Origin of the sequence: Sorangium sp. So ce385 (assembly GCF_051474135.1) — a bacterium.
In the GTDB taxonomy this organism is placed as follows: domain Bacteria; phylum Myxococcota_A; class Polyangia; order Polyangiales; family Polyangiaceae; genus Sorangium; species Sorangium cellulosum_D.
In genome coordinates this window covers 10,461,979-10,481,778 of the sequence record NZ_CP150337.1, presented here as the reverse complement: position 1 = coordinate 10,481,778, position 19,800 = coordinate 10,461,979, and the positions used below count along the sequence as shown (strand labels likewise).

Annotated in this window: 13 protein-coding genes; 4 read left to right on the top strand and 9 right to left on the bottom strand. The window is 71.2% G+C overall.

Features of this window, described 5'->3' with window-relative positions:
* Positions 1–5 precede the first annotated feature (5 nt).
* The 6 genes from WME83_RS38365 to WME83_RS38340 all read right to left on the bottom strand — a co-directional run bounded on the left by WME83_RS38365 (position 6) and on the right by WME83_RS38340 (position 7,455).
* Positions 6–254: a hypothetical protein gene (locus WME83_RS38365; protein ID WP_437314662.1), complete on the bottom strand. Its 249-nt coding sequence runs from the start codon at positions 252–254 to the stop codon at positions 6–8.
* A 225-nt stretch (positions 255–479) separates the two neighbouring features.
* Positions 480–971, bottom strand: a complete 492-nt coding sequence (rraA, locus tag WME83_RS38360) for a ribonuclease E activity regulator RraA (RefSeq protein WP_437314661.1) — start codon at positions 969–971, stop codon at positions 480–482.
* On the bottom strand, positions 968–2,335 hold the full coding sequence (locus tag WME83_RS38355; protein ID WP_437314660.1) for a sigma 54-interacting transcriptional regulator: 1,368 nt from the start codon (positions 2,333–2,335) through the stop codon (positions 968–970). Before WME83_RS38355 ends, rraA begins: the two co-directional genes overlap by 4 nt.
* A 129-nt stretch (positions 2,336–2,464) precedes the next feature.
* Entirely contained in the window at positions 2,465–3,391 is a 927-nt protein-coding gene (gene grxD / locus WME83_RS38350) for a Grx4 family monothiol glutaredoxin (protein WP_437314659.1), read from the bottom strand.
* Between the two features lie 186 nt (positions 3,392–3,577).
* Positions 3,578–4,093, bottom strand: a complete 516-nt coding sequence (locus tag WME83_RS38345) for a hypothetical protein (protein ID WP_437314658.1) — start codon at positions 4,091–4,093, stop codon at positions 3,578–3,580.
* 302 nt (positions 4,094–4,395) lie between these two features.
* On the bottom strand, positions 4,396–7,455 hold the full coding sequence (locus tag WME83_RS38340; RefSeq protein WP_437314657.1) for a beta-propeller domain-containing protein: 3,060 nt from the start codon (positions 7,453–7,455) through the stop codon (positions 4,396–4,398).
* 430 nt (positions 7,456–7,885) lie between these two features.
* Here WME83_RS38340 and WME83_RS38335 point away from each other — a divergent pair, with 430 nt between their 5' ends.
* Positions 7,886–8,602: a hypothetical protein gene (locus WME83_RS38335; RefSeq protein ID WP_437314656.1), complete on the top strand. Its 717-nt coding sequence runs from the start codon at positions 7,886–7,888 to the stop codon at positions 8,600–8,602.
* 335 nt (positions 8,603–8,937) lie between these two features.
* Here the strand turns inward: WME83_RS38335 and WME83_RS38330 are convergent, their stop codons facing one another.
* From WME83_RS38330 to WME83_RS38320, 3 genes are all read right to left on the bottom strand, one after another.
* A complete protein-coding gene (locus WME83_RS38330; protein WP_437314655.1) occupies positions 8,938–9,840 on the bottom strand; it encodes a nucleotidyl transferase AbiEii/AbiGii toxin family protein in 903 nt (300 codons plus the stop codon).
* Entirely contained in the window at positions 9,837–11,840 is a 2,004-nt protein-coding gene (locus WME83_RS38325) for a DUF4365 domain-containing protein (protein ID WP_437314654.1), read from the bottom strand. Before WME83_RS38325 ends, WME83_RS38330 begins: the two co-directional genes overlap by 4 nt.
* Before the next feature lie 272 nt (positions 11,841–12,112).
* A complete protein-coding gene (locus tag WME83_RS38320) occupies positions 12,113–15,067 on the bottom strand; it encodes an Hsp70 family protein (RefSeq protein ID WP_437314653.1) in 2,955 nt (984 codons plus the stop codon).
* A 194-nt stretch (positions 15,068–15,261) separates the two neighbouring features.
* Between WME83_RS38320 and WME83_RS38315 the strand changes: the two genes are divergently transcribed.
* The 3 genes from WME83_RS38315 (at position 15,262) to WME83_RS38305 (ending at position 19,797) form a co-directional block, all read left to right on the top strand.
* Positions 15,262–15,774 carry an OmpA family protein gene (locus WME83_RS38315; RefSeq protein WP_437314652.1) on the top strand — a complete coding sequence of 171 codons (513 nt, stop codon included), beginning with the start codon at positions 15,262–15,264 and terminating at the stop codon, positions 15,772–15,774.
* Positions 15,775–16,247: 473 nt separating this feature from the next.
* On the top strand, positions 16,248–16,982 hold the full coding sequence (locus WME83_RS38310) for a hypothetical protein (RefSeq protein ID WP_437314651.1): 735 nt from the start codon (positions 16,248–16,250) through the stop codon (positions 16,980–16,982).
* Between the two features lie 373 nt (positions 16,983–17,355).
* The gene (locus tag WME83_RS38305) at positions 17,356–19,797 is read left to right on the top strand and encodes a GH36-type glycosyl hydrolase domain-containing protein (protein WP_437314650.1); all 2,442 of its coding nucleotides are present in this window, start codon (positions 17,356–17,358) and stop codon (positions 19,795–19,797) included.
* Positions 19,798–19,800 lie beyond the last annotated feature (3 nt).

Here is a 19,800-nt window from a genome sequence, read left to right as displayed (position 1 = left end):
CGCGATCAGGACGGCAGCGACGAGCGGAACTCCTTCACCTTATCCAGGATGTCGCGCAGCGCGTTCCGCGAGGTCTCCGAGACGTCCTCGGCCAGCTTCTCCGCGTCGAGGAGCGTCGGCTCCAGCTTGCTCCAGGCGTCCTTCGCCTCCATGCCGGCAAGGTGCAGCCTGACCCGGATCTCGTCGCGCAGGGTCTGGAGCGACTCCAGGCTCTTGGTGAGATCGCTCTTCAGCTCGGACGTGATGTTGCTCATTCTTGTCCTCCCGTATCTACGAGGTGTTGGCAGCGTCCGCGTCAATGCATCGGCCGCGCCAGGCGGCGCGCTTCGACGCGGCGCGCGACACCCGCGCGTCCAGACCGGAGCCGAGCCCATCCATCCCGCGAGCAACCGCCGCGCGGCCCCCTCCTCGTCTGTGGCGAAATTGCGCGTCGACGTGCGTTTTTGCCTCGCTGACGAGCGAACGCGCGAGCGAGCTCCTCAGACGAGCGCCTTGTGGGCGAAGACAATCCCGTCGTGATCGGCATAGACGAATCCGCCGGGAACATAGGTAATCCCGGCGAACGTCACGGGCACGTCGCGGTCCCCCGCGCCCTTCTTGTTGCTCTTCCGCGGGTGCGTCGCGAGGGCCTTCACGCCGATGGGGATGCGGCCGAGCGCCTCCGCGTCGCGGACGCAGCCGTACACGACCAGCCCGGCCCAGCCGTTCTGGTGGCCGATCGCGGCGAGGTTGTCCCCGAGGAGCGCGCAGCGGAGCGATCCGCCGCCGTCCACGACGAGCACCCGCCCCTGGCCCGGCTCTTCGAGCGCCTTGCGGACGAGCACGTTGTCCTCGTGGACCTTCACCGTGACGATGGGCCCGTGGAACAGGCGAGCTCCGCCGTAATCCCGGAAGATCGGATCGGCGACGGCGACGGCGTCCGGGTGGTCGTCGCAGAGATCCGTGGTGCGAACCGTGGTGTCCGAGCTCATGTCGACTCCTTAGCAGCAGCGCCGTCGTCCTTGCCCACCCCCGCGCCGGCGAACGCCGCCGCGTCGACCCCGTGGCGGGCGAGCCAGCGGCGCAGCTGGTTCCGGTGCATCCCGAGCGAGCGGGCCGCGCGCGTGACGTTCCCCTGCTCGCGCCGCAGCGCCACCTCGATGGCGATCCGCTGCAGCTCCGCCGCCGGCGGCGTGCGCCTCGCGACCTCCGTGATGTCGAGGCCCGCGGAGGGCGCGAGGTCCGACGCCTCCACCACGGCGCGCCCGGCGGCGTGCGCCGCGAGGCCCGCCTGCCGCACCTCGCGCAGCAGCTCCCGCACGTTGCCCGGCCACGCGCGCAGCGCGCACGACTCCACGAGCCCGAGGCTCGGCGCGAGCCGCGCGCCGCCGCGCCCGAGCTCCGCCGCGATCAGCCAGGGCAGCTCCTCGAGCCGCTCCGTCAGCGCCGGGATCCGCACCTCGGGCCGGCCGATCCGGTAATAGAGGTCCTCCCGGAAGCGGCGCGCCGCGACCTCGGCCTGGAGATCCCTCAGGGTGGCCGCGCAGAGCCGGAACTCCACCTTGCGCGGGCGCGTGTCGCCGAGCGCGATCACCTCGCGCGTCTCCAGGACGCGGAGCAGCTTGGGTTGGACCGACGCGTCGAGCTCCGCGATCTCATCGAGGAACAGCGTGCCGCCGTGCGCGGCCTGGACGTAGCCCTCCGCGTCGGCGGTCGCGTCCGAGTACGCCCCGCGCCGCGCCCCGAAGAGCAGCCGCTCCGCGAGGCCCTCCGGGATCGCGGCGCAGTTCACGGCGACGAAGGGGCCGCCCCGCCCCGTCGCCGCGTGGAAGGCGCGCGCCGCGAGCTCCTTGCCCGAGCCGCTCGGCCCGGTGAGCAGCAGCGTCTCGCCGCGCGTCCCCGCGCGGGCGATCAGCTCGCGCGTCTGCCTCAGCGTGGGGCCGATCACCCCGTCCTCGTGCTCCAGGACGCCGCCCCGCTGGAACGGCGCCACGTCCGCGGCGAAGCGCAGCAGCGTGCCCCCGATCCGGATCAGCCGCGGGAGCGACGGGAAGACCCGATCCTCGACCTGCTTGCCGTCGACGAAGGTGCCGTTCCTGCTGCCGAGATCGGTGATCTGCAGGCCCTGACCCGAGAGCGCGACGCGGGCGTGCCGGCGCGACACCTGATCGTCGTCGACGACCACCGTGTCGTCCGCCGGCGCACGACCGAGCACGACCGCGCCGCCCCCGAGCGGGATCGGCGCGCACGCAGGCTGCCCGCGGGTGAAGATGACCACGAGGCCCGGCGTCGCCGACACCGCGGACGCCGCCTGCGCGTCGGACGCCCTGATCGTGGACTGATCGGCCGCTCCCACACGGTACGCATACCTGATCCAAGGGCGGCCCTGAAGGACCCGAGGATCAGTGCGCAGTATGGATGGAAAAATCTGGCTTTGGCGGATGCCTGTCCGGACCTCGCCGCGAGCGCGTCGCGGGTGGGGCGGTCAGTACCGCGGCACCGACGGGTCGATCTCGCGCGACCACGCGTCGATGCCGCCCTGGAGGTTGTAGACGTTCCTGAAGCCCTTCGCGACGTAGTGCTCGGCGGCGGCCTGGCTGCGCCCGCCGTGGTGGCAGTGGAAGACGATACGCGCGTCCTTGGCGAGCGTCTCCAGGCGCTGCTGCCCTTCCTGGTCGAGGCGGCGCGCGCCCTCGATCTTCGCGATCGTGCGCTCCTGATCGGTGCGGACGTCGAAGAGCTCGAGCGCCTCGCCGCCGTCGAGCATCGCCTTGAGCGCGGCGGGCGAGAGCTGCTTGACCTTCGGCGGCTCGCTCGGGCTCTCCAGCTTGAAGCCGCCGCCGGAGGGGCCCTCGACGAAGTCGATCGACAGCCCCTCGGCGCGCCGCGCGCTCGCGCGGTCGAGCAGGAACACCACCCCGCCGGCCTCGACCTCGACGTCGCCGGCCTGCCGCGGGCCGAAGTAAAGGCCGTAGTTGAAGGAGGGGTCGATCTCGATGTGAACGAAGTCGGCGTCGGACTCCCGCGCGGCCGCGAACGCGGCGACGGCCGCCGGGGTCACGCGGATGGCGGGCGGCGCCTGCGGCGCGCCCTGCGCGAGCCCGAGCGCCTTCACGAGCTCCCCGGTCGCGTGCAGCTCCTTCACGATGTCGCAGCCGCCGATGAACTCGCCGCGGATGTAGAGCTGCGGGATCGTGGGCCAGCTCGAGAACTCCTTGATGCCGTCGCGCAGCGCGGGGTCCGAGAGGACGTCCACCGTCTGGTACGTGGGCAGGTGCTCGTCGAGGATGCTCACCACCTGGGCGGAGAAGCCGCACTGGGGCGTGGTCCGCGTCCCCTTCATGAACAGGACGACGTCGTTCTCGCGGATGATGGTGGCGATCCTGGCCCGCATGGGCTCGCTGAGGCTCATGTGCTTGCTCTCCGTCCGCGGCCGTGGCGGGGTGGTCGATCCCCGCGCGCGTCCGCGGGCCTCTCGCTAGCATGGGCCCTGCACGGCAGCGAGGCCCAGCCGGCGGCGTCGCCCGCGTTTGCTGCGGGCAGCTTCGCGCGCTCCGCGGCGCGGCCGCGCCCGGCGGACGACGCGCCGGCCGCGCGCTCAGCGGCCGAGCAGCAGCCCCACGACCGCCGCGATCGCGGCGAGGGCCGCGAGGACGGCCGGCGTGCCGATCTGCGCGCCGAGCGCGCGCAGGCCGCCGCCGCCCGGCGCCGCGGCGCGCGCGAGCGCGTCCTGCGGGGGCGGCCCGACGCGGTGCACGCCGGGCGACGCGCTGCCCTCGCGGAGCTCGACGAGGAGCTGGTCGAGCGGGGCGTGCTCGCCGAAGGGGCGCACCAGGCGGAGCGTCGCGCCGGCGGTGAGATCGGGCGGGAGCCGGAGCCGCAGCGTCCTCGCGGCGGCCTCGGCCGGGGCGCGGTGGGCGCCGCTCCGGGCGCAGCTGTCGCAGCCGCCGCCGTCGCAGCGGGCGCAGGTGACGCGGGCGGGCACGGTGATCTCGATGTCCGCGCGGTCGCGCGCCCACGCCCCCGGGACGGCGATCGCGAGGCGGCCCCGCGCGCCGTCCGAGGCGTCGAGCTCTTCGCGATCGATCAGCTGCCCGAGCTCGGCTCTGCCCATGACCCCTGTGTGCCGCAGCCGGGCCCCGGCGCCAAGCGCCCGCGGCGGACAGAGCCGGCCGCGCGGCCCTCACCCGTGCGCGTCGCGCCCCTCGCCGCGGGGCGCGCCGCCGCCCGCTCGCCGGGTCGGCGGTGGTCCTGCCGGGGCTCCTGCTGAGCTCCGGCGCCGTGTACGTGGGGAGTGCGTGCAGAAGCTCGGGCAGATCTGCGGGGGAGGGTGGGGCGGGGGAGCGCGCGGAGGCGGCCTGTGCCTTCGCCGCGCCGCCCGCGCGGGGCGGCGGCGGCGAGGGCGCGGCGCGCGGCTCAGTCCCCGAGGTCGACGACCTCGAGCCCGTGGTGCCCGAGCGAGCAGAGGGCGCGGTCGCCGTCGAGCGTCACCCGGTTGATGTACGACGAGAGCTCGCCCTTGGTCTCGAAGGTCAGCGCGTCGAGGTCGGAGGCGTCGATGACGGAGAGCGAGGGCGGGCTGTAGCTGGAGAGGAGGAGGCGCGTCCCGTCGGCGAAGAGCGGCGAGCTGTAGCTGAGCTCCGCGAACGGCTTCCTCACGAGCTCGATGCTGCCTTCCTCGAGCCCGCTGGCCACGAGCATCCCGTACGGCACCTCGCCGTTCTCCACCACGTAGTTCAGGTAGGTGTGCATGAACACGCGGTCGTCGCCCACAGACACCTGCCAGATGCCGGCGTCGTCGTCGATCGGCTGCTCGTCGCGGAGGCGCGCGGTCTCGCTGCCGACGTCGAGGAGCTTGATCGTGCGGCTCATCCCTTTGCAGATGCCGGGGCCTGACCAGTCGTTCGAGTTGATCGGCTTATAGTCGACGTTCTGCGCGAACTCCCGGTAGCAGGCCTCGGGGCTCGGCACCTCGAACGCGAACGGCTCGTAGTCGACCGTGAGCGCGCGGCCGCGCGCGCCGTCGAAGGCGAGCAGCGACCCGGGCACGTTGACCGGCGTCCGCACGACCGGCGAGGACGGGTCGGACACGTCGATGCGGTCGAGGTAGAAGCGCGCCTTGGAGGCGTCGTCGGGCAGCGGCACCCAGTGCGAGGTCAGCACGGTGGTGCCGTCGAGCTGAAGGCCCGTGTAGCCGGCGCCGGCGGGCAGCGCCACCGAGCGGTGCGCCGGGTTCGACGGATCGGAGAGGTCGATGACCTCGAGCGACGGCTCGTTGGATGCCGGCTGCTCGCCGCCGCCGACGCCGACGTCGACGCCGTCGTAGTAATAGTAGTAGGGGTCGTAGTTGGTGTTGCGGACCACGAGGGTGCTCCCTGCCTGCACCACCGGGTCGCCCGTCGGGACGACGGCGCCGTAGGAGTACCCGTAGCCGTAGAGCGCGATGCCGCTGAACGGCAGCTCGCGCTGGCTCGCGATCCGGGGAGACTCGGGGTTCCTGAGATCGATGACGGCGACGTGCGCCTTGGGCTCCTCGCCCGTGTGCGAGGGCCAGAGCAGGTAGGCGTGTTGCCCGTGCGCGAAGAGGCGCGCGTCGGCGATGCCGTATCCGTAGCAGCTCCCCTCCGCGTCGGTGGCCAGCGCCGCGAGGTCGAGCTTCCCGATCGGCTCGGTGCGGCCCGGATCCGCGGCCGGCGCGATCTCGAGCTGCGGGCTGCTGGTCCACCAGTCCGCGCTCAGGCGGACCACGAGATCGCCGGTGACGACCGCGTTGCTGACGACGGTCGTGAGGGTGAGGTCGGTGACCTCGACCGGGGCGTCGCGGTTGTCGATGTTGAACGTCCCGACCTCCTGATCGGAGACGGCGAAGAGCCGCTCGTCGTGGACGAAGGCGCGCCGCGCCTGGCCGCGCGCGGGGGCGGAGCCGCGCTTCGTCAGCGTGTCGGCCGTGAAGTCGATGAGCTGGATGCCGCTCTTGTACGTGCCGCAGCCAAAGTCGCCGTTCTGCTCCCAGCCGCTGTAGGGCACGAGGATCGTGCCGAGGTCGTCCAGGATGGTGAAGGCCTTGTGGATCCGGTCCTGGTCCTCGCCGAAGCTCCCCCACGAGCCGCCGAAGTGGATGCGCTCCAGCATCGTGGGGGCCGTGAGATCCGAGACGTCGAAGAGCGAGACGTGGAGCGAGCCCTCGGTGGAGGCGTTGTCGAACCCGAGGGCGAGCATGCGGTCGCCGCGCGGCTCCATGTGGTAGACCCAGCCGGGCATCTCGAGCTCGCCGAGCTGGGCGGGGTGCTCCGGGTCGCTGAGGTCGATGGTGAACAGCGGGTCGGTCTGCTCCGCCGTGATGGCGTAGGCGCGGTCGCCGTCGAAGCGGACGGAGCGCAGCGACTCGGGCTTGGGGAGGCGGAGCTCGGTGTAGCCGAGGGGGGTGAGCTCCTGCGAGGACGCGACGGCGAAGGTCTGGACGCCGGGCTGCGCCGCGTTGTTCCACCAGAGGCCGGGCTGGCTGACGACGCGGAGGACGCCCTCGTGCTCATCCATCTGCCAGCGGCTCTGGATCTGGCCGACGGCCTCGACGCTCGCGCCTTTGACGAGATCGCCGCTCGGGTCGGAGATGTCGATGACATCGATGGTGGAGTGCCCCTCGTCGGTGCCGTCCCACTCGATGCCGGCGACATACATGCGGTCCTGGGTGACGGTCACGCTGCGGCGCCACCCGTAGCCGTAGGGGTCGTTGTCGCTGAAGCTCAGTTTGTCGACCACCCGGATCTCCTCGGGGGCGCCGACGGCGAGGGAGGTGACGGTGGTGTTCGGCGAGCTCCCGCACCCCCAGCAATAGTTGTTCTCCAGGGTGACGGCATAGAGCACGTCGCCGACGATGCGCGAGTCGGAGATGGTGCCCGGCAGGTTGAACGAGCCGATCAGGCGGATATCCGCCGGGTCGGAGACGTCGAGCGCCTCGATGCGGCTCGACTCCGAATAGGTGTACTCGCCGGTGTCCTCGTCGTAGAGGTACTGCGTCCACGACGAGAACATCGCGTAGACGATGCCGTCGCGCAGGTACATCTCGAAGGGCATCCCGCTCGCCTGGTAGCGCCCGAGGAGCTTCAGCCGGTCGCGCCGCGAGATGTCGATGACGCTGAGCCCCGCGTACTGCGAGAGCGCGTACAGCTTGCCGCCGTGGACCTGGATGATGTCGGCCTCGGTGATCGCGCGCTCCGGGTCGTCGTCGCCCGCTCCCTCGTCCGGCGCCCCGGCGCCGCCGCCGGCGCCGGTGCTTCCGGTGCTGGCGCTGCCGCCGTCGTCCTCCCCTCGGCCGTCGTTGCCGTTCGGATTGCCAGAGATGAAGTCGGTCGGAGCGTCGTCATCGGGCGGATTCCCCGGCGAGCCTCCCACCACCACGCAGCCGGCGAGTCCGGCCGATGCCGCGGTCGCCGCGACGACGAGCCAGCCGGCGTAAGTTCTAGACAGGAAGGTCATAGTTCACCTCGTTCACGAAGACACAGGGCGTCATGGCTGCGCCGGCGCGTGCTGCGCTGTCCGCGTCCCGTGCTGGCGCACAGGCAAGCGGCAGGCCAGGCAGGAGGCCGCAGAACTGCCCGGGTTTCGACGGGGTACGCTCGGTCTGTGCCAGAGTGTGCAGCCCCGCGGCGGCCGCGGCAGGCGCCCGCCCGCAAGGCGTGCGCCTCGCCGCTGCCGGAGCGCCTCCTCCCGGCGGAGCGCTCAGGACCCGGCGGGCGGCTCGCCGCTTGCAGAAGGCAGAAGCAGAAATCGAGAAAGCGGCTCGTCACGGCGGGAGGTCGCGTCCACGCTTCGGGGACACGCCGGCGCGGGCCCGTGATGCGGCCGGCGAACCGTGGCGCCTGCGGCTGCCGGATGGCACGGTCGAACCTTGATAGGAGGCTTAACGATGGATCTGTTCAGCAAGCGTCATCGGCTCGTGGTTGGGATGCTCCTGCTCTTCGTCCCCCTGCTCACCGGCGCCAAGGGCAAGGGCTGTCAGAGCCCGGGCGACGGCGGACCTGGGAACGGCGGGTCTGCGGGCGGCGAGCCTGGGGACTGCAGGCCGACCGGCTGCAGCGGGCAGATCTGCGCCGATGCTGACGACGAGGTGGTCACCACGTGCGAGTGGCGCGAGGAGTACGCGTGTTTCGACAAGTTCGGCGTGTGTGAGCGGGGCGCGTCGGGCGAGTGCGGATGGCGAGAGACGCCGGAGCTCGAGGCGTGCCTCGGGGGCGGCGAGCCTGCCCCGTGCGTGGTGGGCGGCTGCAGCGGGCAGCTCTGCGTCGAGGCCGATAACGACCTGGGCACCACCTGTGAGTGGCGCGAGGAGTACGCGTGTTACCAGGAGCACGGCGTGTGCGAGCGGGGCGAATCGGGCGAGTGCGGCTGGCGCGAGACGCCGGAGCTCGCGGCGTGCCTCGAGGGCGGCGGGCCCCCGTGCGTGGTGACCGGCTGCAGCGGTCAGATCTGCGCGAGCGAGGACGTGGCCACGGACTGCCAGTGGCTCGAGGAGTACGCGTGTTACGACAAGCACGGCGTGTGCGAGCGGGGCGCGTCGGGGGAGTGCGGCTGGCGAGAGACGCCGGAGCTCGAGGCGTGCGTCGAGGCGGCGGCCGGCGACTGAACGCCGGTCGGCGGGCGCTGCATCCGGAACAGCGGTGACACGTGCACGACGGACGCGGACTGCGCCGTCGGCGGCTGCGGCGGGGAGCTCTGCCACAACCCCGCCGTGAGCGACGGGGCCTCGACGTGCGACTGCTCCAGCCCGGGGCTGGCCTGCGGGTGCGTGGACGGCGGCTGCTCCTTCTGGAACTGAGGCCGCCGCCGGGAGAGCTCGCGGCGCCCTCGGCAGAGGTCGACCTCGACGGGGTCGCAACCCGGGGGCGCGGTCACTTCATCTGCCTCCGGGCGCCCCCGCCGCGCTTTCCAGCTTCCAGCCATGCAGTTGCCGGCGCCGCGTCAGGCTCGGCGCCACGACCAGCTGGTCGGATCCCAGATCCCGTCTTCCCCGCGGAGGACCGGATCCAGGAACCCGCTCGCCCTGGCGTAGACCTCACCGAGCGTCGGCCAGGGCAGGTCGTTCTCCTGGGCCATGTCCGCGTAAGGACGGGCCCAGCTTGCGGGAGGCGTCGGCATCGAGGCCGGAACCGCGTGCGACCCTCGATGGGTGAAAGTCGCGTGGATGGTCTCGCGAAGCTGCACGCTCTGGAACGTTCCCGTGGTGGCGAGCAGCGCCAGATCAGGGAGGTCCTTTACGCGTGAGTTCTCGCGTGATCGCGGCAGAGTGAACGCGTGCAGCTTCTCGGCGACGTGCACCTCGCGCGCATAGACGCGGAGCGTGGTGGGCGGCAGCGCAGCGAAGGCGAAGAAGTCGTCGCCAGTCCGGGGCTCGGGCGGCACCAGCATGCGGTCGCCGACCGCGATGTCGAGGCCGAAGGGATCCCCGTAGACCTTGCCAGCCAGCCGGGCCTGCGCGCGGAAGCGCAAGCCCTCATAGACGATCCCCTCGCCCTCCATGGTCGGATGCCTCGGATTGGAGGTGATATCGAAGGTGAGGAAGTCGCCGAGATCGCGCTGCCCTGCGGCACGTAGCTCGACGAGGAGGTCGTCGACGCGGCCGCGTAAGGCGAGGTCGATATCGCGGGTCATCCGGGCGCGCGGCAGCCAGAGCGTCATCGCGACGCCGCCTTTGAGGATCGCCCGGTCGCCGAAATGCGCGGCGATGCGGGCCAGGAAGCGGTCGAAGACGCATCGTTGGCGATAACGGGCAACATCCACCGATGCGGCCGTGGCCGCGCTCCGGATCCTCGCCTCGAGCGCCTGCTTGAACCGCTCTGGCGATGGATACCTGGGCGGCGTCATGCCGAACGTGCGCTCGCCAGCCGGAGGTCCTGGACCTCGGCCTGGGTTACCATTCCGCGCACGAACGCCTCGGCGATGGCTTGCTCGATGATCTCCGGCGAGACGCCCTTCTCGATACAATCCCGGATTGTTCGCAGCGCCTTCGTGAGCGGGATCGGGCTCAGCCAGGTGATCTCGGACGGGCTGATCTCCGCGTTGTGGAGCACCGTGCCTCGGTCCAGACGCGCGTTCGGCGGAGGCTCCCATCCCGGCGGGATGGTGATGTGACGCCGGCTCGGCAGGATGTCGGATAGCTGGTGCAGCGCGAGTGCGGTGTCGTGCGAGAAGACGCCGTGCTGCTCGGTCTGGAGCCAGAGGATGACGAGGTCCTCGTGCTCCGACGAGGGGAACTGGACGAGGCGGAAGACGTCACCGCCGCAGCGCTCGACGCGCAGCTCGGTCTCGACCTGGGTGGCGGCGGCGAAGCCGGCCGCGATCGCCTGGGAGAGCGTGAAGTAACCAGCCTGGGCGGCGGCGATGTCGTGGAGCCGATCGGCCGGCCTAGGCCAGTCGAGGAACTCCTCGATGATACGCGCGTTCTCGATGCGTACCTTGGCAGGCTCGCCGGTCTCCCTGGCCCGCTCGACGGCCTGACGAACCATCGCCGCAATGCGCTCGTGCTCGACGAACTTCACCTTGACCCTGCCGAGCGGGATCTCCACCCCGAGCAGCGCGATCTTCTCCCCGTCCATTTGAAGCTCGATGTTGTCCTCTGGACCTGGCCAGTATCCTGGCTTATCGGCAGGAACATCGAATTCGAAATCCTGATCTAGGATCGTTTCACACATTCCATCCCGGCACGCACGGTGAAGCAGATCGATCTTTGCGATGTCCTCCTCGCCGATGCCTCGATCGAGCGACACGGAACCGAATACCGCGATGCGAGGCTCGATGAACGCGAGCTTGTCGAGTGCCTCCAGGCGGACGCGAGCTTGTTCGGCATGGTCATGAAATTCTTCGGGAACCGGGGAGTCGGAGAGGAGCCGACCTCGGTCGATGGCGTAGACGCGGATCCGGCTGCCTGGACCTGTCAGCGCGAGACTGAAAGCTGCGACCTCGCGCGCTTCCTGGACCGTGTTTCCGAAGCGGCGCGGCCAGAGCCTCAGGGTGGACTCGCCGCCTTCGATCAGGGTCACTTCGAGCGCATAAGGCAGGGATTGGTGTTCGTTGCTCAGCACGCGTTCCTTGCGTCCCTGTCTTGTGACGCGGAGGTCCACGTACGGCAGCGCTGCAGCACCCTCGGCGGAGGAGACCTCGACGCGTACAGGAATGCTTCCATCAGGTGGTCTAGACGTGATCTCTACACGCTCTACACGTCCTCGACCACCGTAGAGCCTGCGATACCAGGAGGGCATCTCGATCTGTGGCGCCGCCGCTCCTTGAAAGACGATGTGGGTCCCACGATCGAGCGCCTCCTGGAACGCACTCCAGGTCTCTTTCCCTCCACTGTTTTCAGCACACCTCAGCGTGAGCGGTGAGCGCTTGGCGACGAGCGGAAGGCTCCAGTCAGCAACGAGCCAGCGGAGCTGCTTCAGCCCTCGATCGTCGGTGCCTTGCTCTGTCGGCACCGGCACGGTCACGGTCTTCCGCTGGCGCCATGCTGCGTCGCGAGCGTCGAGGGCCTCGATGATCGCTGGGATCGTCTGCCAGTAGCCTGTCCGCTGCTCGACATCCCAGACAAGGAGCACCACGAGAGATGTCTGCACCTCCCAGTGCTCGAGATCCTTCACATCCAGCCGATAACGCAGCTCATCCGGTCCGCGTTTGCGCTTGCGCTTCTCGGCATCCACCACACTCTTGAGCTGCACATGGAACATCAATCCTGTTGATATTCCCTGGTCGTATATATGGACGAGGAAGTCTTCCCCCACGTCCCGTTCGCGTCGATCTACGAGCCAGCCCACCTCGGGCTCGGCCAGCCGAGCCCGGAGCTGCGCCGCGCTCCGATCCTCCTGCTGCACTTCCCTACCGTACCGCCGACGGCGTGGTTTCCCGGACGCGCTCATGGCCAACGCCGCCTCCGGCCGGCTCCAGCGCCGGTCGTGTTGTCGAGCCGATGTCCGCCCTCGTTCACGCCCGAATTCTACCACAGAGGTCCCACTGGGCGCCGAGCGTGCCCGCCGGGCTCGCCCTACGAGCCGCTCCGCAGGGCACCCCCGGCTGGTCATCCAGGTTGGACGGGCACCGGCGCCGCGCTCCGCTGCCTGAAGCGCGCAGGACTGGTTCCTGCTCCCTACTCCCCCACGAGCCGCAGGCCCACCGGCAGCCCCTCTCCGAAGAACGCCGCGCGCTCGGCCTCCTCGACGGCCACCACCTCGCGCACGGCCCTCACCCACGCCTCGGGCGCGCCCGCCTGCGCGAGCCGCCGCTCCACCTCGCCGCGGATCCGGTCCGAGACGTCGCGCGCCCGGTCGCCGGTCCTGCGCGCGAGCTGCACCGCGGCCGGCGCGGCCGACGGCAGCTCCTGCCACTTCTCGCGCAGCAGGTGATCGAGCCACCGCTCGGCCGCCGCCGGCGACACCACGTGGTGTACGCTCGCGTAGGCCGGCACGCGCGCCCCGATGCGGCCGATCGCCGCCCAGAGCCGCGCGTCGCGGTCGGTCCAGGTGCGCTCCAGGATCCATGCGCCGAGCTCGCTCCGCCGGCCGGCCGGCACGCGCTCGAGCGACGCGCAGAGCTCGAGCAGATCGTCGAGCGCCTCCGGCTTCACCCCCTTCGGCTTCTTCAGCCGCTGCTCGGACGGGGCCAGGAACGGATCCGCGAGATCCCGGATCGCGACCTGGAGCGGCTCGTCGAGGCCGCCCGCGATGCGGCGCCACGCGATCCAGAACTGCTGCCACGAGCGCGCCTCCTGCGGGAACGCGAGCCGCTCGGCGAAGAGCGGCGCGATCGCGGCGACGCGCGCCGGATCGCCCGCGTCGCCGAAGCCGGGGCGCAGGCAATAGCCGGCGAGCGACCAGAACAGACGCTCGTGATCGGCCGAGCGCCGCCGCGAGCGCGCGCTCGGGGCGAGCGTGTCGAACAGCGCCCGCGCCGTCTCCGTCGTCCACGCGCCGCGCTCCCCGAGCACGCGCTCGAGCTCGCGGACGAGGTTCTTCACCTCCCGCGGCGCGACGTCGGGCCGCCCCTTGCCGAACACCCGCTCGATCGCCTCCCGCGCCTCGTCGAGGCGCCTCCCGCCCGGCGCCGCCCCGGCGGGAGGCCTCGCCTGCGCCCGCTCCGGCAGCCCGCCCTGCGCCCCCTCGGGCGGGCCGCCGCCCGGCGCGCCCCCCTCGGCTGCGGCCGCGCGCGCGCCGCGGCCGTCCTCGCGCAGCTGGAACGCCAGCCGGAAGCGGCGCGGCGCCGGGACCCCCACCTCGACGCAGGCGAGATCCAGGGTGCCGATCGCGGTGAGCTCCCCCTCGATCTGGACGCGCACCTCCGCCTGCTTGCCGGCCGCGGCGCGCGCGGTGTCCCCCGCGTCGAACGCCACGGCGACCGGCGGCAGGGCCTCGAATCGATCGTCCTCGAGCGGGACGAGGTCGCCGGCGCGATCGGCGCGCGCGTCGTCCGACGCGAACAGGTCGAACCGGACCGGGCGGCCCACGACGAGCGCGAACGTCCGCCCGGCCGCCGCGTGCACGCTGCCCTCCTTCGCGCCGCGCGGAACCACGCACACCGCGGGCCGCGGCCCCCCGCCGGCGGGCGGCTCCAGGCCGACGTAGTAGCCGCGTGCCGCGCCGCCCTCGATGCGCACGCCGCGGCCGGCGAGCGCGAGGCCGTACGCGACCGCGCCCCGCGCCACCGCGAGGTCGGGGTCCGCGTGCGGGAGCACGTCGAGCCGCGGTCCGCCCCAGCGCTCGATGACCTGCGCGAGGCGCTCCGCGACGCGGCGCGCGCGGAAGACGCCGCCGTTCAGGAGCAGCGCGGCCGGCCCTCGCGCCTCGGGGGCGTGGCGCGCGAAGAACCAGGCGACGTGCCGGGTGATCGCCACGTCGCGCTCGTACGGCAGGCCGAACGCGACGAGCCCGCTCCGGCCGCGCTGCGGCCGGGCGTCGCGCGGCGCCTCCGGGAAGAAGCCGTCGAGCACGATCGCCTCGACCTCCTCGCGGCGGAGGCGCGTCGTCAGCGCCCCGCCCACGAGCCGCGCGCCGTGCGAGAGCACGGCGACCGGCGCCTCGTCGGGCGGGGCGGGCGCGGTGCCGCCGGACGAGGCGCCGCCGCCGGCCGGATCGTTGCCGCGAGACGCGGCGCCTCCGCCGGCCGGAGCGCCGCCGGCCACGGCGTCGCCGCCGAGCAGGCGCTCCTTCGCGGCGCGGCAGGCGAGCACGAGCTGACCGAACCGCGCCGGGTCGAGCTTCTCGCCCGCGCCGCCGACGAGGCGCGGCTCGCAGAGGTGGGCGAGCGCGAGGTCCATGTTGTCGCCGCCGAGCAGGAGGTGGTGGCCGACGGCGACGCGCGAGACCTCGACCGGGCGGCCCTCCGCGCCCCGGGCGACCCGGATGAGCGACAGATCGGTGGTGCCGCCGCCGACGTCGCAGACGAGGACCGTCGCGTCGCCGCCCGAGCGGGCGAGCAGCGCGTCGAGGCCCTCCGCGCCGGCGAGCCGCATGAAGTCGTAGAACGCGGCCTGCGGCTCCTCGAGGAGCCGCGCCGAGAGGCCGGCGCGGCGGGCCGCCTCGACGGTGAGCTCGCGCGCGACCTGATCGAACGAGGCCGGCACCGTGAGCACGACCTCCTGCGCCGCGAGCGGGCGATCCGGGAAGGCGTCGTCCCAGGTGCGGCGCACGTGGGCGAGGATGCGGGCGCTCGCGTCGAGCGGCGAGGCGCGGGGCAGGGAGGCCGCGTCCTCGGCCGCGCCCCAGGGCAAGACGGGCGCCGTCCGGTCGATGGCGGGGTGGCAGAGCCAGCTCTTCGCCGAGGCGATGAGCCGGCCGGGGACCTCGCCGCCGCGCCGGCGGGCGTGCTCGCCGATGGCGAAGGGCGCGTCGCCGAACGGGTCGGCCGGCGCCTCGCCGGGCAGGGGCGCGTAGAGCAGGGAGGGCAGCAGCGGGCGCGCCTCGACCTCGGTGGCGGTCACGAGCTGCGGGATGGGGAAGACGCGGATCGCGCCGGGCGCGGCGTCGCGCTCGGCCCAGGCCACGACGGTGTGGGTGGTGCCGAGGTCGATTCCGACGATCAGGCTCGGGGTCTTCGCGGGGGCGGACATGCGTGCGCGCAGCAACGATACTGGATCGCCGCGGCGCCTTGCGCAGGTCCGGCGCGCGTCCCCGCCGCGGGCGCGCGCCAGGGCGGGGCCGCCCCGCCGGCGGGCGACGCCGGCGCGTCTCCCGGCGACGGCGGCGCTCGTCCCGGCCGTCGCCGGCGCTTCTTCCGGGCGATGCCCCGTGCTAGAGGCGCGAAATGCGAGCGAACCGAGCGATCTGGCTGGTGGTCATGGGTGTCCTTGCGGCGGGGTGCGGGTCGGCGAACGCCGAGATGTCGCTGGCGGCGAGCGCGACGCCGCCGCCACCGCCGCCCCCGCCGGCGCCCGTCCAGCCGGCGGCGCCTGCCGAGGCGGTCATCGAGGGGGATCGCATCAAGATCGCCCGGCCCATCTTCTACGACCTCGACAAGGACGAGATCCGGCCCGAGTCGTTCTCGGTCCTCGACGCGGTGGCGAACATCCTGAGGACGCACCCGGAGATCACCGCGCTGACGGTCGAGGGGCATACGGACAACCAGGGGACGGTGGAGCACAACATCAAGCTGTCCGAGCGCCGCGCGAACGCCGTGGTCCGCTACCTGGTCCAGCGCGGCGTCGCGACGCCGATGACGGCGCCGGGGTACGGCGCCGCTTCGCCGGTCTGCTTCACGAACGACGAGGGCTGCCGCGCCATGAACCGGCGCGTGGAGTTCCGTATCAAGACGAAGTGACCTCCGGTCCACACCGTCGATCGTGCCTGCTGGTTGAGCCCCCCGTGCGTCTCGACAACAGGCCAGGTTAACCCGGATCCCCCCTCGAAATCGACTGCTTTCCGCCGCCTCGCGTCGGGATTGCGAGGCTCGCCACGTTTGCCACGCTCGCCACGTTCGCCGCGCGCCGCCTGGTCGCGCCGGCCATGTGGGTTGCGTCGGTCGCGTTGGTCGCGTCGGCCCGTCGGCCGAGCGGTGCGATGTCTTGTCGCGTCGTCGCCTCGTGAGGCGCACGGCGCGAGAGGGCGCCTGTCTCTCTGTGCGCCTGTGGGACAAGCGACTCCCAAAATCGCTTGTGCTGCAAATTTATATTGAACGATGTCTCGCGATGGTGGTTAATACATCACGGGAATACGCGCGCTGAGTGCGACGCGCCGGTCCGAACAACTCATTGCATTGCATGGTGGGTCATGGCGAGCGTTCGTCGTCGTCCTGTGGGGATCGCTTGTCTCGTCCTCTCGTGTTTCGCGTGGCTCTCGCCGCGCGCTGCGGCTGCGCACCGCGTCGAGCACCTCGACTGGGCGGAGCGCCTCGTCGACAACATCGATCCTGAGAACAACGAGTACAACTCGACGCCCAGCTTCATCTCCTGGGCAGGCGTCGCCGGCGCGCGGCGCTACGCGAACCGCACCCAGTGCGCCACCTTCCTGACGCAGCTGCTCAAGCGGAGCTACGGCTGGACCGAGTCGTCGTTCGACGACTGGCTGGGCAGCCGGAGCCCGAGCGCGGCCACCTATTACGACGCCATCGTCGACGAGAACGGGTTCGAGAGGATCCGCGACCTCCGGGACGCGCGCGCCGGCGACGTCATGGCCATCCGTTATCCAGAGGGCGAGTCGGCGACGGGGCACGTCGCGATCCTCCGCCGGGCGCCGAGGGTGAAGCTCCCGGCGAGCCCTCTCGTCGTGGGCACGTTCCAGTACGAGGTGAGCGTCGTCGACTCGACGAACTTCCAACACGGCTCGTCCGACTCCAGGTACTCCTCGGGCGGCCGCTGGGCTGCCGGCGCGGGCTACGGCGTGATGCGCCTCTACACGAACGCGGCCGCCACCGTCGTCGGGCACACGTGGAGCACGGCCGCCGTCACGGCCTACTACCCGGCGGCGGTGCGCCAGGTGGCCATTGGCAGGCTGGTGCTCCCCGACGAGGCTCGGTCGGACGACGACTGATGGTCCGGGCCAGCAGGCGCCCGGCGCCCGCCTCCAGCTCGCCCGCGAGAAGTGCTATGTAAAATTCTCTCCACGCTGTAATCTCGGGTTGTCTGCCGCACACGCGCGGTGCGCCGGAGTGCGCCGGAGGGCCGCGTTCCCGCCGGAAAACCGCCCTCGGACGCTCCCGCAGGCCCCGTTGACAACCGGAGCCGCTGGGGTCTAGAGTGGCGGCCCTCTGAGCTTGCTCGGAGGCCCCAAGCCCAACAATCATCGGCTTAACCAACCCGGGGGCAGCTCTGCCGCCGGGTTTTTTTCTGTCGCTGATGGGGAAGAAGCCCTCCGCTTTCGACCCTGCTTTCGACTCCACCGAATCCACGGAGACCGCGCGTCCATGAGCAATCAGTACGGCCACTTCGACGACGAGAGCCGCGAGTACGTCATCACCCGGCCCGACACGCCGCTGCCCTGGCTCAACTACCTGGGTTCGGACGAGATGTTCGGCCTCTGCACCAACACCGCGGGCGGCTACACGTTCTGGAAGGACGCCAAGCTGCGCCGGCTCACCCGGTATCGTTACAACAACGTACCCATGGATATCGGCGGGCGCTACCTCTACGTCAACGACGGCGGGGTGGTGTGGAACCCCATGTGGAAGCCGCTCAAGACGGCCCTCGATCGCTACGAGTGCCGCCACGGCCTGGGATACACGAAGATCACGGGCGAGAAGAACGGCGTCGAGGTGGAGGTCCTCTACTTCATCGTCCCCGGCGAGAACGTCGAGATCTGGCGCACCCGGGTCACCAACAAGAGCGGCGCGAAGAAGGACATCCAGCTCTTCTCCTTCCAGGAGTTCTGCTTCTTCGAGGCGCTCAACGACATGACGAACTACCAGCGCACCTACTCGATCGGCGAGGTCGAGATCGAGGGGAGCGCCATCTACCACAAGACCGAGTTCCGCGAGCGCCGCTCCCATTACACGCTCTTCGCCTGCACGCGGGCCATCGACGGGTTCGACACGAGCCGCGACGCCTTCTGCGGCAGCGTCCACCACGGCCTGCACGAGGCCCAGGTCCCGCTCCGGGGCAAGGCCACGAACTCCAAGGCGTTCGGCTGGAACCCGATCGGCAGCCACCAGGTGAGCCTCTCGCTCGCCCCCGGCGCGAGCGAGACCCTGAGCTTCGTGCTCTCGTACGTGGACCAGGGGGATCTGCCCAAGTTCAAGGCGCCCTTCGTCCTGAACAAGCAGAAGGGCAAGGAGATCCTGGCCAAGTACTCGGCGCCCGGCGTCGTGGACGGGGCGTTCGCCCAGCTGAAGGAGGACTGGGCGGGGCTGCTCGCGAACTTCCAGGCCGACTGCCCGGACGAGCACGCGCGGCGCATGCTCAACACGTGGAATCAGTACCAGTGCATGGCGACCTTCAACCTCTCGCGGTCGGCCAGCATGTACGAGACGGGCATCGGCCGGGGCATGGGCTTCCGCGACTCGAACCAGGATCTCCTGGGCTTCGTGCACCTCGTCCCCGAGCGCGCCCGACAGCGCATCCTCGACATCGCCGCCACGCAGCTGAGCGACGGCACCTGCTACCACCAGTACCAGCCGCTGACGAAGAAGGGGAACGCCGACATCGGCGGCGACTTCTACGACGATCACCTGTGGCTCATCCTCTCCACGTGCGCGTACATCAAGGAGACCGGCGACAAGGGCATCCTCAAGGCGGCGGTGGGCTACGCCGACAAGCAGGGCTCCAAGGAGGACCTCCTGCACCACCTGGAGACGTCCATCGCGTACACGATGAAGAAGCGCGGCCCGCACGGCCTGCCGCTGATCGGCCACGCGGACTGGAACGACTGCCTCAACCTGAACTGCTTCAGCACCGAGCCCAACGAGAGCTTCCAGACCGCGGGCGACGTGAAGGACTCGAAGGCCGAGTCCGTGATGATCGCCGGCCTCTTCCTCTACGCCAGCCGCGAGATGGCCGCCCTGTACGACTGGATGGGCCAGAAGTCCGACGCGGAGCGCATGCGCGGTCACTACGCGGAGATGCTGGCCGTGGTCGAGAAGGAGGCCTGGGACGGCGAGTGGTACCGCCGCGCCTACGACGCCGAGAGCCGGCCGGTCGGGAGCAAGGAGAACGAGGAGGGCAAGATCTTCATCGAGAGCCAGGGGTGGTGCGTGCTGGGCGGCGCCGGCGCGGACAACGGCCGCGCCAAGCAGGCGATGGAGAGCGTGCACAAGCACCTCTACACGAAGAACGGCATCGTGCTGCAGCAGCCCGCGTACTCGACCTACCACCTCGAGCTCGGGGAGGTCACCTCGTACCCGCCGGGCGTGAAGGAGAACGCCGGCATCTTCTGCCACAACAACACCTGGATCCACCTGGGCTGGTGTCTGCTCGGCGAGGGGGAGCGCGCGCTGGAGTACTATCTCTCCATCTGTCCTTCGGCCAAGGAGAGCCAGATCGAGACCTACCGGGCCGAGCCTTACGTCTACGCGCAGATGATCGCGGGCAAGGACGCTCCGGTCTTCGGTGAAGCGAAGAACGCCTGGCTCACCGGCACCGCGGCGTGGACCTTCGTGTCCGTCAGCCAGGGGATCCTCGGCGTGCAGCCCCAGTATGACGGGCTGAAGCTGGATCCCTGCGTGCCCAAGGCCTGGAAGAGCTTCTCCATCTCCCGCCGCTTCCGCGGCGCCACCTACGAGATCAGCGTCAAGAACTCGGGGGTGTGCAAGGGCGTGAAGAAGCTGACCGTCGACGGCAAGACGGTCGCGGGCAACGTCATCCCGCTGGCCCAGGCCGGCGCGACGGTGCGCGTCGAAGTCGAGATGGGCTGACGC

Bases quoted from the DNA above. Each gene is read 5' to 3' on its own strand.
- WME83_RS38365 (WP_437314662.1), bottom strand. From the start codon at position 254: ATGAGCAACATCACGTCCGAGCTGAAGAGCGATCTCACCAAGAGCCTG.
- rraA (WP_437314661.1), bottom strand. From the start codon at position 971: ATGAGCTCGGACACCACGGTTCGCACCACGGATCTCTGCGACGACCAC.
- grxD (WP_437314659.1), bottom strand. From the start codon at position 3,391: ATGAGCCTCAGCGAGCCCATGCGGGCCAGGATCGCCACCATCATCCGC.
- WME83_RS38345 (WP_437314658.1), bottom strand. From the start codon at position 4,093: ATGGGCAGAGCCGAGCTCGGGCAGCTGATCGATCGCGAAGAGCTCGAC.
- WME83_RS38340 (WP_437314657.1), bottom strand. From the start codon at position 7,455: ATGACCTTCCTGTCTAGAACTTACGCCGGCTGGCTCGTCGTCGCGGCG.
- WME83_RS38335 (WP_437314656.1), top strand. From the start codon at position 7,886: ATGGATCTGTTCAGCAAGCGTCATCGGCTCGTGGTTGGGATGCTCCTG.
- WME83_RS38330 (WP_437314655.1), bottom strand. From the start codon at position 9,840: ATGACGCCGCCCAGGTATCCATCGCCAGAGCGGTTCAAGCAGGCGCTC.
- WME83_RS38320 (WP_437314653.1), bottom strand. From the start codon at position 15,067: ATGTCCGCCCCCGCGAAGACCCCGAGCCTGATCGTCGGAATCGACCTC.
- WME83_RS38315 (WP_437314652.1), top strand. From the start codon at position 15,262: ATGCGAGCGAACCGAGCGATCTGGCTGGTGGTCATGGGTGTCCTTGCG.
- WME83_RS38305 (WP_437314650.1), top strand. From the start codon at position 17,356: ATGAGCAATCAGTACGGCCACTTCGACGACGAGAGCCGCGAGTACGTC.